Annotated in this window: 12 protein-coding genes; 8 read left to right on the top strand and 4 right to left on the bottom strand. The window is 66.3% G+C overall.

Annotated features, from left to right (window positions below; translation table 11 throughout):
- Positions 1-25: 25 nt before the first annotated feature.
- Positions 26-2,338, bottom strand: a complete 2,313-nt coding sequence (locus RQP53_RS06370) for a penicillin-binding protein 1A (RefSeq protein WP_315649390.1) — start codon at positions 2,336-2,338, stop codon at positions 26-28.
- A gap of 113 nt (positions 2,339-2,451) precedes the next feature.
- Between RQP53_RS06370 and sbcB the strand changes: the two genes are divergently transcribed.
- Positions 2,452-3,912, top strand: coding sequence for an exodeoxyribonuclease I (gene sbcB / locus RQP53_RS06365; protein WP_315649389.1), 1,461 nt, complete (start codon positions 2,452-2,454; stop codon positions 3,910-3,912).
- On the opposite strand, the gene RQP53_RS06360 is transcribed toward sbcB, so the two are convergent.
- The gene (locus RQP53_RS06360) at positions 3,913-4,620 is read right to left on the bottom strand and encodes a substrate-binding periplasmic protein (RefSeq protein ID WP_315649884.1); all 708 of its coding nucleotides are present in this window, start codon (positions 4,618-4,620) and stop codon (positions 3,913-3,915) included. It lies immediately after the preceding gene.
- 165 nt (positions 4,621-4,785) lie between these two features.
- Here RQP53_RS06360 and RQP53_RS06355 point away from each other — a divergent pair, with 165 nt between their 5' ends.
- From RQP53_RS06355 to RQP53_RS06345, 3 genes are all read left to right on the top strand, one after another.
- Positions 4,786-5,331, top strand: a complete 546-nt coding sequence (locus RQP53_RS06355) for a YybH family protein (RefSeq protein ID WP_315649388.1) — start codon at positions 4,786-4,788, stop codon at positions 5,329-5,331.
- Positions 5,332-5,453: 122 nt separating this feature from the next.
- A complete protein-coding gene (locus RQP53_RS06350; RefSeq protein WP_315649387.1) occupies positions 5,454-6,395 on the top strand; it encodes a GGDEF domain-containing protein in 942 nt (313 codons plus the stop codon).
- 156 nt (positions 6,396-6,551) lie between these two features.
- Positions 6,552-6,851 (top strand): flagellar basal body protein, encoded by a 300-nt coding sequence (locus RQP53_RS06345; protein ID WP_315649386.1) that lies wholly within the window; start codon positions 6,552-6,554, stop codon positions 6,849-6,851.
- Positions 6,852-6,876: 25 nt separating this feature from the next.
- Here the strand turns inward: RQP53_RS06345 and RQP53_RS06340 are convergent, their stop codons facing one another.
- Complete coding sequence (locus RQP53_RS06340; protein ID WP_315649385.1) at positions 6,877-8,856, bottom strand: bifunctional 2',3'-cyclic-nucleotide 2'-phosphodiesterase/3'-nucleotidase; 1,980 nt, start codon at positions 8,854-8,856, stop codon at positions 6,877-6,879.
- A 240-nt stretch (positions 8,857-9,096) separates the two neighbouring features.
- On the opposite strand from RQP53_RS06340, the gene RQP53_RS06335 reads away from it, so the two are divergent.
- The 3 genes from RQP53_RS06335 to RQP53_RS06325 are packed head-to-tail and all read left to right on the top strand — an operon-like array spanning position 9,097 to position 12,768.
- Positions 9,097-10,341, top strand: coding sequence for a 3-methyl-2-oxobutanoate dehydrogenase (2-methylpropanoyl-transferring) subunit alpha (locus tag RQP53_RS06335; RefSeq protein ID WP_315649384.1), 1,245 nt, complete (start codon positions 9,097-9,099; stop codon positions 10,339-10,341).
- A 50-nt stretch (positions 10,342-10,391) separates the two neighbouring features.
- A complete protein-coding gene (locus tag RQP53_RS06330; RefSeq protein WP_315649883.1) occupies positions 10,392-11,396 on the top strand; it encodes an alpha-ketoacid dehydrogenase subunit beta in 1,005 nt (334 codons plus the stop codon).
- A gap of 16 nt (positions 11,397-11,412) precedes the next feature.
- On the top strand, positions 11,413-12,768 hold the full coding sequence (locus tag RQP53_RS06325) for a dihydrolipoamide acetyltransferase family protein (RefSeq protein WP_315649383.1): 1,356 nt from the start codon (positions 11,413-11,415) through the stop codon (positions 12,766-12,768).
- 37 nt (positions 12,769-12,805) lie between these two features.
- Here the strand turns inward: RQP53_RS06325 and pstS are convergent, their stop codons facing one another.
- On the bottom strand, positions 12,806-13,894 hold the full coding sequence (pstS, locus tag RQP53_RS06320; protein ID WP_315649382.1) for a phosphate ABC transporter substrate-binding protein PstS: 1,089 nt from the start codon (positions 13,892-13,894) through the stop codon (positions 12,806-12,808).
- Positions 13,895-14,009: 115 nt separating this feature from the next.
- Between pstS and trhP the strand changes: the two genes are divergently transcribed.
- Positions 14,010-15,398: a prephenate-dependent tRNA uridine(34) hydroxylase TrhP gene (trhP, locus tag RQP53_RS06315; protein ID WP_315649381.1), complete on the top strand. Its 1,389-nt coding sequence runs from the start codon at positions 14,010-14,012 to the stop codon at positions 15,396-15,398.
- The last annotated feature ends 6 nt before the right edge of the window (positions 15,399-15,404 follow it).

The following is a 15,404-nucleotide window of genomic DNA, read 5'->3' as shown; positions in this document are numbered from 1 at the left end:
CTGCGCGCCCGCCTTCATGGGGCAATCACGGGGCTGGCGCCGACGCTGCAGCGTCGGCTGGCGCAGGCGCCAAGCCGATGCTGCGGATACCGGCATCGCCGGCAAACTCTTCGAACACCCAGTCACCATCGGCCTGGCGCAGGAGCCCCTCGCTAGGCGGGCCGATCTCAGCCGGCGGCGCATTGCGCAGTGCCACCGCCATGAAGTCGATCCAAGCCGGCATGGCCGCGCCGCCTCCCGTCTCGCGCTCGCCCAGGCTGCGTGGGCTGTCATAGCCGATCCAGACCACCGCCGTCAGCGTTTTGTGAAAGCCGGCAAACCAGGCGTCGACCGCGTCATTGGTGGTGCCGGTCTTGCCATAGAGGTCGTAACGTTTCAGCGCTGCCGAGGCGCGCGCTGCCGTGCCGCGCAAAGCCACCTCCTGCAGCAGGCTGTCTATCACGAAAGCATTGCGTTCGGAAATGGCGCGCTGCTCCTCGCCGAGCTTGGGCGGATCGGCCTCAAAAAGCACGGCACCCTTGGCGTCGGTGATGCGCGCGATCACCAAAGGCTTCAACGCATAACCACCATTGGCAAACACCGAATAGGCGCTGGCCATCTGCAGCGGCGTGACCGAGCCCGAGCCCAGCGCCAGCGTCAGGTTATCGGGCTGCTTGTCCTGATCCAGCCCGAAGCGGCCCGCCCAGGCCTTGGCGCGCGCCGGGCTGAGTTGCTCCAGCACGCGGATGGTGACCATGTTCTTCGAGCGCGCCAGCGCGGTCTTGACCGTCATCGGGCCATCAAACGTGCCGTCGTAGTTCTTGGGCTCCCAGTTGTCATAGACGATGGGTGCATCGTTGACCAGGGTGCCGGGTGTGACACCCAACTCCAGCGCTGCCGAGTAGACGAAGGGTTTGAAACTGGAGCCCGGTTGCCGCCAGGCCTGGGTCACATGATTGACCTTGTTGCGAGCGAAATCAAAACCACCGACCAGCGCCTGCACGCGGCCAGAGTCGGGTGCCACCGCAACGAGCGCCCCCTCAGCCTCTGGCGCCTGCACCACAACCCAGGCGCCCTGCGGCTGGTCCTTGCTGGGTGCGCCGCGCATCACACGAATGATGGCGCCGCGGCGCAGCTTCAGCTCTGGCCGGGCCTTGTCCGACAGCGCTGATTGAACGCCGCGCAGGCCGTCGCCAGTGATCGTCAGCTCATCGCCGTTTTGCAGACTGGCCAGCAGTTTGCCGCTGCTGACCTTGGTCACCACCGCCGCTCGCAAGTCATCATTGTCCGGATGCTCGCCGAGGGCTTGGGCAATGGCAGCATCTTCGTCAGCGGCATCGTCCGGCAGGTCGACAAAGGCCTCAGGCCCGCGATAGGGCTTGCGCCGTTCGTATTCCAGCAGCGTTCTGCGCAGGGCTTTGTAAGCGGCCTGCTGCTGCTCGGCGAGCAGCGTCGTGTAGACCTTGAAGCCGCGGGTATAGGCCTCCTCGCCGTACTGGGCATAGACGACCTGGCGGGCCATCTCGGCCGCGTACTCGGCGTGCAAGCGCTGGTCTTGAGCTGAGCGGATGTGCAATCTCTCGGCCTTGGCTGCGTCGTGGTCTTCAGGCGTGATCACGCCGGTGTCGCGCATGCGCTCCAGCACGATCAACTGGCGCCGCTTGGCGCGCTGGAAGTTGGCAATCGGGTTGGCATAGGCGGGGTTTTGCGGCAGGCCGGCCAGCATGGCGGACTCGGCAATGCTGAGGTCCTTCAGCGATTTGCCGAAATAGGCCTCAGCGGCCGCCTCGAAACCATAGGCCTTCTGTCCCAGATAGATCTGGTTCATATAGACCTCAAGAATCTTCTCCTTGGACAGCTGGCTCTCGATCTTCAAAGCCAGCAGCACCTCGACGAATTTGCGGCTATAGAGCTTCTTCTTCGTCAGGTATAGATCGCGGGCCAGCTGCTGCGTGATCGTGGAGCCCCCCTGGCTGCGCGAGCTGAACAGGTTCGCCAGCGCCGCACGCAGGATGCCAGGGTAGTAGAGCCCGCCATGCTCGTAGAAATTGCTGTCCTCAACCGCAAGCAAGGCGTTCTGCATCCGCTTCGGGATTTGCTCCAGCGGCAGGTAGTGACGTCGCTCGGCGCCAAATTCGCCGATCAGTTGCTCATCGGCGGTGTAGACGCGCAAGGGCTGCTTGGGTTGGTAATCGGTCAGATTGTCCAGCGAAGGCAGATTGGGGATCACGACGGCCGCGGCGATGCCCAGCAACAGCACGATCAGCCCTAGCACACCGCCAAGTATCAAGAGCAGGCGGGGCAGGGCGATGCCGGCCTCAGGCGATGCAGCTGTGGGAACGTTCGGATGTCGAGCCATGATCCAGTGGTGAGCAGAAGCTCACCGATTATCGCGAGCCTGGCTCAGCGACGATGAAGCAGGCGTGAAGTTCCATCAGAACCGGTGCGGTGTGATCAGTTATCGTGTCGCCCATGGAATCCTTGAGCTTTTACTGGCACGACTACGAAACCTTCGGGCGCGTGCCACGTCGCGACCGGCCGGCGCAGTTTGCCGGCCTGCGCACCGATGCCGATCTGAACGAGATCGGCGCGCCCTTGATGGTCTATTGCCGGCCGGCGCCGGATCAGTTGCCCGATCCCGAGGCCTGTTTGCTGACCGGCATCCTGCCGCAGACCTGTCTGGAGCAGGGGCTGCCCGAGCACGAGTTTGCGGCGGCCATCGAGGCCGAGCTGGCAAGACCTGGCACCGTTGGCGTGGGCTACAACAGCATTCGCTTTGATGATGAGGTGACCCGCCATCTGTTCTGGCGCAGCCTGATCGATCCCTATGCGCGCGAGTGGCAGAACGAATGTGGCCGCTGGGATCTGCTCGACGTGGTGCGCTGCGCTTACGCGCTGCGCCCCGACGGCATCGTCTGGCCGCGCCATGAGGACGGCCGCCCCTCTTTCAAGCTGGAGCACCTGACGGCCGCCAATGGCCTGGCGCATGAGGCGGCGCACGACGCCTTGTCTGATGTGCGCGCGACGATTGCCCTGGCCCGGCTGCTGAAAACGGCTCAGCCCAAGCTGTTTGAGTTCTGCCTGAAGCTGAGGAAGAAGGATGCGGTCTGGGCCGAGATCCAGGCCGCGCAGTCGCAGGGCCGGCCCTTCCTGCATGTGTCCGGCATGTACGGGCCCGAGCGCGGCTGTATCGCCCTGGTCTGGCCGCTGGCCCCGCATCCGACCAATAAGAACGAGCTGATCGTCTGGGATCTGGCCGCCGACCCGAGCGAGTTGCTGACGCTGAACGCCGCCAGCATCCGCGAGCGCATGTTCACCCGCCAGGAGTTGTTGCCCGAGGGGCAGACGCGGCTGCCGATCAAGACCATCCATATCAACAAGTCGCCGGTGGTGATCAGCCAGCTGAAAACCCTGTCTCCCGAAATGGCGGCGCGGTGGGGCGTGGACCTGGCCCAGGGCATGCAGCATGCTGACTTGTTGAGCAAGAGCGCGCATCTGCTGGCCGGTTTGTGGGGCGAGGTCTTCCAGCGCCCGCCGGCCGAGGGCGCGGTCGATGTCGACGAGGACCTGTACGGTGGTTTCCTCAGCCAGGACGACCGCCGTCTGCTCAACCGCCTGCGGGCGCTCAGCCCCGAGGCGCTGTCGGAGCGCGTGGCCGAGGGGCGCGCGGCCTTTGCCGATGAGCGACTGGCCGAGTTGCTGTTCCGCTTCAGGGCGCGCAACTTCCCGGATTCCTTGGCGCCCGAGGAAACCCAGCGTTGGCAGGACCATTGCGCGGCACGATTGCACCGCGGTGAGGGTGGTGCGCAGACGCTGACCCAGTTCTTCGAACGCATTGATGCGCTGGGTGAGGCGCATGAGGACGAGCGCAGCCAGGAGATTCTCGGCGCGCTCTACGACTACGCCGAGCAGATCGCCCCGCCGGCACCTTGATCAGAGCAGGGCCTTCCAGCGTTGGCGGATGCGTTCAAGCTCGCCACTTCTTTCAATCGCGAGCAGGCCTTGATCAAGCAGTGCGCGCAATTGCTGGTGCTTGGCGAGCGCTTTGCTGACGCCCAGATGCAGCGGCATTCGCTCGATGGGTGGATCCAGCCAGAACAACTGCTCGGCCCCTCGCAGCGACGGCCGGTTTGACGCGATCAGATGGGCAGCTACGCCTTTGTCGATCAGTACCAGGTCCACCCTGCCTGCCAGGAGCTTGCGTAAGTTGACAAGATCGCTGCTGCCACGCTCCTGCCGGCAGCGCTGCTCGGCGCAGGCCTGCTCAAAGCTTGGCGGGTTGGCGTAGCCGGTGACGGTGGCAATCCGCTTGCCCGCGAGGTCAAGTGGCGCGCGTCCGCCGGCCGTGCTTGCGCCAATACCAGCATCCACTCCGGCACGCACGGCGTAGAAGCCTATCGGTGTGGCGATCCCCGTGGGTCTGCTGTAGTCGACGTAGCGTTCCCGCTCGGTCTGGAACCAGACGCCAAGAACGGCGTCGTGCTGCCCTTGTTCGAGTTCGCTCAGCACACGGGCCCAGGGTCGGAAGGCCAATTCCAGGCGCCAGCCTTGACTGGCCAGCGCCGCGCGGGTGATGGCGACGACCACGCCTTGCTCCGGCATCTGCTCGCTCATATAGGGTGGAAACTCCGTCGTCACCATATGCATCACCGGCGCAGGATGCGCGGGCAGTGACTGGGCGGTGGCCGTACCACAAAGCAGGGCGACAGCGATATACAGGCAAGCGCCCAAGGGCCAGAATCGCCAAGCGCGCCGAGCTGAGCGATGGAAAAGGCTCGGCATAAAAACCTGATCAGGAGCCAGTCTATGCATGCGGAAGCAGCGGGAGAACAGAAACAGGCGGCACACGCCGGGCGTCGCGCGGTGCGGGTATTGTGCCGTTCAGCGTTGCCGTTTGCGGTAGCGCTGGCGATGCCTGTGGCTGTCGCCGCACCAGCCGGCTCGGCGCCTCAAGCAGTGCGCGACGCCGAATGCGCTTTTGCTCGCAGCATGGCCAGCCGGGATTTCAGTGCCTTCGGCAGCTTCGTGTCCGAGCAGGCGGTCTTTTTCGGCGCTGCCGAAGTGCTGCGCGGGAAGAGCGCGGTGCTGAAGGGATGGCAGGGGTTTTTTGAAGCTGCGAGTGCGCCGTTTTCCTGGGCGCCTGACCAGGTCGAGGTGCTGGCCGATGGGCAACTGGCCCTGTCGACAGGTCTGGTTCGTGGTCCTGACGGTCAGGCCGTGCTGCGCTTCAGTTCGATTTGGAAGCTTGAGGGCGATCAATGGCGGGTGGTGTTTGACAAAGGTGGCCCGCTGAGCACCGCCGAACGAGAGCGCGCTGGTGAAGCCGACAAGCTGCCCTGTCCGCGGCCATGATGCTGCCGCAACGTCTGTACAACAAGGCGGCAAAGCGCTGCTTTTCGGGCTTTCCAGTCCGGCGCAAAAGCGGTACACCATAGGGTGTCGCACCGCCAGAACCGGTGCCCCAGGAGAAGCTGATGCAAGCAAAACCCGACGCGGCCCCCGAAGCCGGCTCTGATGTGACCGGCGCACGGATGCGCGCCCTGCTGGTACGCGCGCCGATGGCCGTGGCCTTTGTCAGCGGTGAGCGCTTTGAGGTCGTGAGCGAGCATTTCAATCATCTGTTCGGCCATGGCGATGACACCGATTTGAGTGGGCAGAACAGCCGCGCGGTCCATGTTTCCGATGGCGCACATGCCGGCCTGCAGGAGCGGCTCTCGGCCGCCTTCGTTGCCGGCCGTCCCCTGGACGAGGAAATCGAATACGTGCGCCACGACGGCGTGCGCTTCTGGGGCCGCTTGCAGGCCACGCCGGTGCACTGGGATCAGCCGGGCGGCGAGCAGCTCTGGATTGTTGATGACATCACGGCGGCTCGCGCGCTGCGCATGCAGCCGACCTGGGTGGCCAAGCACGACGCGCTGACGGAGCTGGCCAACCGGCGCGAGTTTGAGCGCCGTCTGGCCGAGCATGTGGGCAGCCGCCGGCATGAACCGGTCTGCATTCTCTGGCTCGATGTCGACAAGTTCACCGAAGTCATCCACGGCATGGGCGCTGAGGTGGCCGATCATTTCCTCTACGGCCTGGGCCAGATGCTGGTGACCAAGGTGCGCGCCTCCGACCTGGTCTCGCGGCTGGAAAACGACCACTTCGCCATCCTGCTGCCCAACTGCGACCAGCATTACGCCCATATCGTGGCCGAGAAAGTGCGCTCGGCGGTGGCGGCCTACCGGCTGCGCTGGGGACTGCATCGCACGCGGGTCAAGGCCAGCGTGGGCGTGGTGCAAATCCAGAACTCGCTGGAAACGGTGGATGCCGTGCTCGGCGCCGGTGCCCTGGCCTGTGCCGAGGCCAAGGCCGCCGGTGGCGATTGCGTCCGCGTCTTTGTCTCGAGTGGCGGTTACGAGGAGCTGGCCGGCTGAGCCGCCGCGGCGATGGGCCGGCTCGCTTGTGGCCCGCTCGTTGCCCAGTTTTTCACGGCCAAAGCCCCGGAATGAGGGGTTTTTTCGGCCCAACTCTCAAGTTTGCCTAGCGGCAGCCGACATGTCTGGCATCACGCCAGCAGTTGGAGCGTCGCCATGGCCATCAGTCTGTCCACCGCCTTGTCCGGCATCGCCGCCGCGAACGAGCGGATTCGCGCGTCCAGCAACAACATCGCCAACGTCCAGACGCCTGGCTACCGGCGCGAGCGGGTCGAGTTGTCCAGCCTGCCCGCTGACGGCGTGCAGGCTCGCGCGGCGCAATCCGGCGAGACGGGGCCGGCCCTGGAAGCCGATCTGGTCGAGCAGCGCTCGGCCACCTATGCCTTCGTGGCCAATCTGAAAATGCTGCAGACCCAGGTGCGCGCCGAGGGCACGCTGCTGGACATCAAGGCCTGAGCCGGGCGCAGCCGGCAGCAGCACATCATCGGCATGTGATTCGTGGCTGCTCGGCCAATTCAAACCAGGCGGAGCCATCAGCCGCGTCACGCAGCCACTGTACCGGCCCATCGCGGTCGAGCCGTTCGCGTGCGATATCGGCGCTGCGAAAGGCCAGCTTCACGCCGGGCACGGGCAGCACCTGCCACGACGGTTCGGCGTCGACGCGGCCGCCTTTGAAGGTGCCCAACTCGCTCAGGTAGTGGGCCAGCGCCTCGCGGTTCTCGTCGGGCAGATCAAGCACCAGATGGCGGGCATCGGCCGCGGGAAAGCGCCCGCCGCCCGCGGCCCGGTAGTTGTTGGTGACGAGCAGGAACTCGGCGCTGTCGTCGATGGCACGCCCCTGGAAGCACAGCGTGACGATGCGCGCGCCTGGCGCCTCTGTGCGGCTGCCGTCCGTGGCATAGCGAGGCGGCCGGCTGACGTCGATGGCGTACTGCAGGCCGTCGATGCTGTCAAAGTTGAATGAGGGGTAGTCCTCATCCAGCAGAGCCTGCTCGGGCCGGCCGGCCGGGTCTATGGTGCGGAACTGCGCGGCCGAGCGTTCCAGCCACTCGCGCAGTTCGGCGCCGGTGAGCTTCAAGACCTTGATGGTGTTTGGGTAGAGGTAGAGGTCGGCCACATGCTTGATGGCCAGCGGACCGGCAGGAATGTCGGTGTAGGCCCGCCAGCCCTGGCGAGCGCCGCCGGCCTTGAAGGGCGCGGCAGCCGACAGGATGGGCAGACCCTCAAGCGTGCTGCCGATCAGCGCGCGCCGAACGAACGCGGCCTGGGCGCGGGCCACCAGTTGCACCGGCAGTGAGGGCCGCACCTGGGCAAAGAAGCTGTGCAGCGGCAGCTCGCTGCGTGCCACCTCGCGGCGCACGTAGTTCAGCGTGCGCTGATGCTCCTCCGCAATCAAGGTAGCAGCCCAAGGGTCGGCTTCCACCAGCGCCTGCCCGCGCTGACGGTCGTAGATGGCGCGCAGCTCGCTGCGGCTGTCGACGATGCGCCAGCGGCCTGCCTCGCGGCGCAGGCGCAGGTCGATCACGCCAAGATGGTCGCCCCAGCGCCCCGGCATCACGGCCGGCTTGCCGTGGATGGTGCCGCGCGCGACGTCTGCGCCGGCATGGCGGGCAAAGCCTGGGCCGGGAAACTCGCTGTGCGCATGGCCGAGCAGCAGCAGGTCGATGCCGGGCAGCTGCGCCAGCTCGCCGGCCCGGTTCTCGGCCATTTCGCCCTGCGGGCCGGCCTCGTAGCCGCTGTGGGCGATCGCGATGATCAGGTCGACGCCAGCGGCGCGCAGGCGCTGCACCTGCTGGCGGGCCGCCTCCACCATATCGATGGCGCGCAAGCGGCCCTGCAGATGCTGCCTGTCCCATTGCATCACCTGCGGCGGCGCCAGGCCGATCACGCCGATGCGTAGGGGCTGCGCGCGGCCTGCCGCGTCGACAAAGCGCCGCTGCAGGACCGCACTGGGCTGGAAGGCTGGTTTGCCACTGTGAGCATCCAGCAGATTGGCATTCAAGGTGGGAAAGCGCGCCCCGGCCAGGGTCTGGCGCAGGAAAGGCAGGCCATAGTTGAAATCGTGGTTGCCGAGATTGGCGGCGTCGACCTGCAGCGCGTTCAGCAACTTGTAGGCGGGGTGAATCGTGCCGGGCGGCAGCGGTTCGATCTTGGCGACCAGATCGCCCAGCGGCGTACCTTGCAGCAGATCGCCGTTGTCGAACAGCAGGGTGTTGGCCTGCTCCTGGCGCGCGGCCTTGATCAGGCTCATGGTGGCCGCCAGGCCGAACTCGCGGCTGGGCTTGTCCTGGTAGTAGTCGTAGGCCAGCAGATTCATGTGCAGATCGCTGGTTTCCAGTATGCGCAGCTGCAACTCGGCCGTCGGCCTGGCAGCTCGTGAGGCCTGTGGCAAGGCAGGGACAGACAGGCTGGTGAAGCTGAGCGCAACAGCAGACAGGACGAGAAGCAGGCGGTACGACATGGGCCGCAGCCTAGCGCGAAAAACTCGCTCGCTGGCCACGGCACCAGCCCAGCGGCTCAGGGTTTTCCAGATCGGTAGTGCCGGAGCTTCGCGGCGCCCTCGCTATCCGTTACGCTCAGGTGGCTTGCAGGTGCCGGCGATCCCGGCGTGCCCTGCATGGGCTGGCGGTGCCTCACCCGGGTGCTGCCGGAATCGATCGAGCCAAGCACGCCACCCCAGCGTGCAGGAGCTGTTGTGCCTATGACTGAGCCACTGCGTTTGCATGTGCCGGAGCCGACCGGGCGCCCGGGCTGCCACACCGATTTCTCCTACCTGCACCTGTCGCCGGCCGGCGCGGTGCCCAAACCCCCGATAGATGTCGTGCCGCGCGACACCGGCGAGCTGGCCTACAGCCTGGTGCGCGTGCTGGACGAAGAGGGCCGCGCCGTTGGCCCCTGGGCGCCCGAGCTCAGCGATGCGCAACTGCTGCGCGGGCTGAGGACGATGCTGAAAACGCGCATCTTCGACGCCCGCATGCTGATCGCCCAGCGCCAGAAGAAGCTCAGCTTCTATATGCAAAGCCTGGGCGAGGAGGCCATTGGTAGCGCCCACGCGATGGCGCTGCAGGACGGCGATATGTGCTTCCCGACCTACCGCCAGCAGAGCCTTTTGATCGCTCGCGACGATGTGCCGCTGACGGACATGATCTGCCAGCTGCTCTCCAACGAACGCGATCCGCTCAAGGGCCGCCAGCTGCCGGTGATGTACTCGATCAAGAAGGCCGGTTTCTTCAGCATCAGCGGCAATCTGGCCACCCAATTCATCCAGGCCGTGGGCTGGGGCATGGCCTCGGCGATCAAGGGCGATACCAAGATTGCCTCGGGCTGGATTGGCGATGGCGCGACCGCCGAAAGCGACTTCCATACCGCGCTGACCTTTGCCCATGTCTACCGCGCGCCAGTGGTGCTGAACGTGGTCAACAATCAGTGGGCGATCTCGACTTTCCAGGCCATTGCCGGCGGCGAGGGCGTGACCTTTGCGGCGCGTGGCGTCGGCTGCGGCATCGCCTCGCTGCGGGTCGATGGCAACGACTTCCTGGCCGTCTACGCCGCCTCGCGCTGGGCCGCCGACCGCGCCCGCAGCAATCTGGGCCCGACGCTGATCGAATGGGTAACCTACCGCGCCGGCCCGCACTCGACCTCGGACGACCCGAGCAAATACCGGCCGGCCGATGACTGGACCCGCTTCCCGCTTGGCGACCCGATTGGCCGGCTCAGGCAACACCTGACCCTCCGCGGCCTGTGGTCCGACGCCCAGCATGAGGCCTTGCAGCAGGAGCTGGAGGCCGAGGTGGCGGTGGCGCAGAAGGCGGCCGAGGCCTTCGGTACGTTGGCCAATGGCCATATTCCCAGCGCGGCTTCGATGTTCGAGGACGTCTACAAGGACATGCCGGCGCATCTGCAGGAACAGTTGCGCCAGGTGCAGGCATTTGGAGGTCGGGCATGAAGGCAGAAGACATGGGCGCCGTGCAGGCCGAAGCCGGTGCCGTCACCTCGATGACGATGATCCAGGCGCTGCGCTCAGCGATGGACGTGATGCTGGCGCGCGACCCGGACGTGGTCATCTTTGGCCAGGACGTCGGCTATTTCGGCGGCGTGTTCCGTTGCACCGATGGCCTGCAGGCCAAGTACGGCAAGCAGCGGGTGTTTGACGCGCCGATCTCCGAGGGCGGCATCGTCGGCATCGCCGTCGGCATGGGCGCCTACGGCCTGCGCCCGGTGGCCGAGATCCAGTTCGCCGACTACTTCTATCCGGCCTCGGACCAGATCGTGTCCGAGGCGGCGCGGCTGCGCTATCGCTCGGCCGGCGATTTCACCGCGCCGCTGACGATACGGATGCCTTGCGGCGGCGGCATCTATGGCGGCCAGACGCACAGCCAGAGCCCGGAGGCGCTGTTCACCCATGTCTGCGGGCTGCGCACGGTGATGCCGTCCAACCCCTATGACGCCAAGGGCCTGCTGATCTCGGCGATCGAATGCGACGACCCGGTCATCTTCCTGGAGCCCAAGCGGCTCTACAACGGCCCCTTCGACGGCCATCACGACCGGCCGGCCACACCCTGGAGCGGCCATGCAATGAGCATGGTGCCGGAAGGGCATTACCGCGTGCCGCTGGAATCGGCCGCGATCTACCAGCCCGGTGAGCAGCTGACGGTGATCACCTACGGCACCATGGTTTATGTGGCCGAGGCGGCAGCGCGCGAGACCGGCATTGCTGCCGAGATCATCGATCTGCGCAGCATCTGGCCGCTGGACCTCGCGGCCATCGTCAACTCGGTCAAGAAGACCGGCCGCTGCCTGATCCTGCATGAGGCCACGCGCACCAGCGGCTTTGGCGCCGAACTGCTGGCGCTGGTGCAAGAGCACTGCTTCTACCACCTGGAGGCGCCGATCGAGCGCGTCACCGGCTGGGACACCCCTTATCCCCACGCCCAGGAATGGGACTACTTCCCTGGTCCGGCCCGAGTGGCCGCGGCCATGCGGCGTGCGATGGAATCCTGAATTGATGAGCCCCACCATGAGTGAACATGTGATCAAGATGCCGGACATCGGCGAAGGCATCGTCGAAGTCGAGTTGGTGGCCTGGCGTGTGCAGGCCGGCGAGCAGATCGCCGAAGACCAGATCGTGGCCGATGTGATGACCGACAAGGCCACCGTCGAGATTCCCTCGCCGGTCAAGGGCCGGGTGCTGGCGCTCGGTGCCGAGGCTGGCACGGTGATGAGGGTCGGCTCGGAGCTGATACGGATTGCCGTGGATGGCGAGATGGCTGCGGTCAAGCCGGCTGTGATGCCTGCAGTGATGGCAGAAGCGCCTGCGCCCTCAGCGTCGGCTGGCGCCTCAAGTCCGCGTCCGCCGGCGCCGCCCGCGATGACGCAAAGCACCGCCGCGTCGGCCAGTCAGCCGGCGCAGCGGCCGAATGAAACGCCGGCCGGCCGTCCGAGCGACAGGCCGATCGCCTCGCCCTCCGTGCGCCGTCAGGCCTGGGAGCTGGGCGTCGATCTGGCACAGGTGCCGGCCAGCGGGCCGGCCGGTCGCATCATGCATGCCGATGTCGAGGCCTATGCCGCCGCCCATCCGGCGAGCCTGACACCGCAGTCCGGCGGTGGTGCGCTGGCTCAGCCTGCGGCCGCCGCGCCGGCCGCCGCGCGCCGGCCCACCAGGCAGAGCCGGGGCGATGGCGTCGAGGCGATCCGTATCGTCGGCCTGCGCCGCAAGATCGCGCAGAAGATGCAGGAGGCCAAGCGGCGCATTCCGCATTTCAGCTATGTTGAGGAGGTCGATGTCACCGAGCTGGAGGCGCTGCGCCAGCAGCTCAATCAGCAGCACGGCGCCAGCCGCGGCAAGCTGACGATATTGCCGCTGCTGGCCCGCGCCATCGTCCGGGCCCTGGCTGATTTTCCGCAGCTCAATGCCCGGCTTGACGATGAAGCCGGTGTGCTGAATCGCTTCGATGCCGTGCATCTGGGCGTGGCGGCGCAGACGCCGGCCGGCCTGATGGTGCCGGTGCTGCGCCATGCCGAGGCCCATGATCTGTGGAGTTGCGCGGCCGAGATCCGCCGGCTGGCCGAGGCCGCACGCAGCGGCCGCGCCACCCGCGATGAGCTGAGTGGCTCGACGATCACCATCTCCAGCCTCGGCGCTCTGGGCGGCATCGTCAGCACGCCGGTGATCAACCATCCGGAGGTGGCCATCGTCGGCGTCAATCGCATCGTCGAGCGGCCGATGATGCGCGGGGGCCAGGTCGTCGGCCGGCTGATGATGAATCTGTCCTCGTCCTTTGACCATCGCGTGGTCGATGGTCAGGATGCGGCCGAATTCATCCAGGCGGTGCGGGCAATGCTCGAGTGCCCGGCGACGCTGTTCATCGATTGAAACGACGGCCTGCTGCCGGCGCGGCTGTTCGAGGCGATCAGAGCGTCGCGTAGTTCAGCGCCCGGCCGTCCTGGGGGCGCACCTGGCGGAAGCGCGCCACCAGCTTGGCCTGCAGCTGTGCCGGCAGCGGCGCGAAGCCGCTATTGCGCAGCAGCCGGTCGCCACTCTGGAAGGCCCAGTAGACGAAGCGCAGGCCCGACTCACCGCGCTGAGCGCTGCTGGGCTGGGTGTCCAGCAGCACAAAGGACGTGGTGGTGATCGGCCAGGCGGTTGGTGTGGGCAGATTGATCAGGCTGGCGCGGTCGTCGTCGGCCTGGACGATGCGCGAGGCGCTGATCGCCGCACGAAAAGCCTGCTCGGAGGCGCTGACATAGCTGCCGCTGCCCGAAGGCAGCTGCACCGCGCTGAGCTTGTGCAGGCGCACCCGGTCGTAGGACACATAGGCCAGGCCGCCGGGCGTCTCGCTCAAGGCCTTGACCATGCCATCGTTGCCTTCGGCGGCGATGGCACCGGCCGGCCATTTCGGCAATTGTCCGGCGCCGACTTCGGCCTTGAAGGCCTCGGACACCTGGGCCAGATAGCGGCTCAGGGCATCGGTGCTGCCGGACTTGTCGGCGCGAACCACGCGCTTGATGGGCAGCGCGGGCAGGGCCACGCCGGGGTTCAGCGCGGCGATGCGCGCATCGTTCCAGCTCTTCACCTGGCCGCGAAACATATCGGCCAGCAGCTCGCCCGTCAGCTTCAGCTCGGCGTTGATGCCGGGCAAGCGGTAGACCGGCACGATGCCGCCGACCAGCATGGGCAGCTGAATCAGGTGGTGGCGCTCCAGATCGGCATCACTGAGAGGCGTGTCGCTGGCGCCGAAATCGACCGCGCGGGCGACGATCTTCTTGACCCCATCGCCGCTGCCGGTCGGCTTGTAGTTGACCGGGATGCCGAACTGCTTTTCGTACTGCTGAGCCCAGCTTTGGTAGACCAGCGAGGGAAAGCTGGCGCCGGTGCCATTCACGGGCGCCGAGTCCTGCGCCTGGGCGCTGAGCGGCAGCAGGGCGCTCAAGGCGCAGAGGCCGAGCAGGGCGGCGCCAGCGGCTCGTGCCAGCTGTTGGAGCGATTTGTAGTTATGCATCAAGGAGATTCCGAACGACGGTCTGAAGGCGCGGCAGTCTATGAAAGTTTTGCGACGGCTTGATGTCATGACCTGAATCAAGCTCCCCCCTTGGCGCCTGTTGGACACTGCGCCGATGTCTACCGTCTCTGCTCCCGAACTGCTCCTGCCCGCCGGCTCGCTGGCCAAAATGCGTGCTGCCTACGATTTCGGCGCCGATGCCGTCTATGCCGGCCAGCCGCGCTACTCGCTGCGCGCCCGCAACAACGAGTTCCGCCTGGAGCAGATTGCCGAAGGCATTGCCGAGGCGCACCAGCGCGGCAAGAAGTTCTTCGTCACCAGCAATCTGATCGCCCACAACGACAAGGTGCGCACCTATCTGCGCGACATCCAGCCGGTGGTCGAGTTGAAGCCCGATGCGCTGATCATGGCCGACGCCGGCCTGATCATGCAGATGCGCGAAGCGATGGAGCGTGGCCGCTTTCCCGAGGTGCCCATCCATCTGTCGGTGCAGGCGAACACCACGAACTGGGCGGCGGTGAAGTTCTGGCAGAAGGTGGGCGTGTCGCGGGTGATCCTGTCGCGCGAACTCAGCCTGGAAGAAATCGAGGGCATACGCAATGAATGCCCGGACATGGAAATCGAGGTCTTTGTCCACGGCGCCCTCTGCATTGCCTACTCGGGGCGCTGCCTCTTGTCCGGCTACTTCAACCGGCGCGATTCCAACCAAGGCACCTGCACCAATGCCTGTCGCTGGAACTACGGCACGCAGGCGGCCGGCGAATGTGGCAATAGCGGCGAGGCGGTGCCGCTGGCGCAGCTCGATGCCGGCTTTGATTTCGCCACCGAGGCGGCCGAGGCCGAGGGCAGCTTCGCCAGCTGCGGCGGTGGCGCGCGCCATCCGGCCGCCGATCAGGTCTATCTGATCGAGGAGAAGGGCCGCCCCGGCGAGCTGATGCCCATCATGGAAGATGAGCACGGCACCTACATCATGAACAGCAAGGACCTGCGCGCCGTCGAGCATGTCGCGCGGCTGGCGCGCATCGGCGTCGATTCGCTGAAGATCGAGGGCCGCACCAAGAGCCTCTACTACGTGGCCCGAACCGCACAGGTCTACCGTCGCGCGATCGACGACGCCGTGGCCGGCCGCGAGTTCAATCCCGAGCTGCTGCTGGAACTCGAAGGCCTGGCCAACCGCGGCTATACCAGCGGATTTCTGGAGCGCCGGCCCAGCCAGGACTATCAGAACTATCTGACTGGCAATAGCGAGTTGCAGCGCAGCCATTTCGTCGGCGAGGTGCGTGGCGTGCGCGAGGACGGTTGGGTGGAGATCGAGACCAAGAACCGCTTCCAGGTCGGCGACGAGATCGAGCTGATCCACCCGGCCGGCAATCGCCGCCTGCGTCTGGAGGCGATGCAGAACGAGGCCGGCGAAGCGATCAGCGTGGCCGCCGGCAACCCGCTGCGGGTATGGATTCCGCTCGGCCTGCCGGCGGCGGGCGGGCTGATCGCGCGTCGACTCTGAGTGGCG

The organism is Roseateles aquae, assembly GCF_032337115.1.
Classification (GTDB): domain Bacteria; phylum Pseudomonadota; class Gammaproteobacteria; order Burkholderiales; family Burkholderiaceae_C; genus Roseateles_C; species Roseateles_C aquae.
This window is presented reverse-complemented; position numbering and strand designations above follow the sequence as displayed.

What these genes read in the sequence shown, in the direction of transcription:
- RQP53_RS06370 (WP_315649390.1), bottom strand. Translation starts at nt 2,338, where the DNA reads ATGGCTCGACATCCGAACGTTCCCACAGCTGCATCGCCTGAGGCCGGC.
- sbcB (WP_315649389.1), top strand. Translation starts at nt 2,452, where the DNA reads ATGGAATCCTTGAGCTTTTACTGGCACGACTACGAAACCTTCGGGCGC.
- RQP53_RS06360 (WP_315649884.1), bottom strand. Translation starts at nt 4,620, where the DNA reads ATGGTGACGACGGAGTTTCCACCCTATATGAGCGAGCAGATGCCGGAG.
- RQP53_RS06355 (WP_315649388.1), top strand. Translation starts at nt 4,786, where the DNA reads ATGCATGCGGAAGCAGCGGGAGAACAGAAACAGGCGGCACACGCCGGG.
- RQP53_RS06350 (WP_315649387.1), top strand. Translation starts at nt 5,454, where the DNA reads ATGCAAGCAAAACCCGACGCGGCCCCCGAAGCCGGCTCTGATGTGACC.
- RQP53_RS06345 (WP_315649386.1), top strand. Translation starts at nt 6,552, where the DNA reads ATGGCCATCAGTCTGTCCACCGCCTTGTCCGGCATCGCCGCCGCGAAC.
- RQP53_RS06340 (WP_315649385.1), bottom strand. Translation starts at nt 8,856, where the DNA reads ATGTCGTACCGCCTGCTTCTCGTCCTGTCTGCTGTTGCGCTCAGCTTC.
- RQP53_RS06335 (WP_315649384.1), top strand. Translation starts at nt 9,097, where the DNA reads ATGACTGAGCCACTGCGTTTGCATGTGCCGGAGCCGACCGGGCGCCCG.
- RQP53_RS06330 (WP_315649883.1), top strand. Translation starts at nt 10,392, where the DNA reads ATGACGATGATCCAGGCGCTGCGCTCAGCGATGGACGTGATGCTGGCG.
- RQP53_RS06325 (WP_315649383.1), top strand. Translation starts at nt 11,413, where the DNA reads ATGAGTGAACATGTGATCAAGATGCCGGACATCGGCGAAGGCATCGTC.
- pstS (WP_315649382.1), bottom strand. Translation starts at nt 13,894, where the DNA reads ATGCATAACTACAAATCGCTCCAACAGCTGGCACGAGCCGCTGGCGCC.
- trhP (WP_315649381.1), top strand. Translation starts at nt 14,010, where the DNA reads ATGTCTACCGTCTCTGCTCCCGAACTGCTCCTGCCCGCCGGCTCGCTG.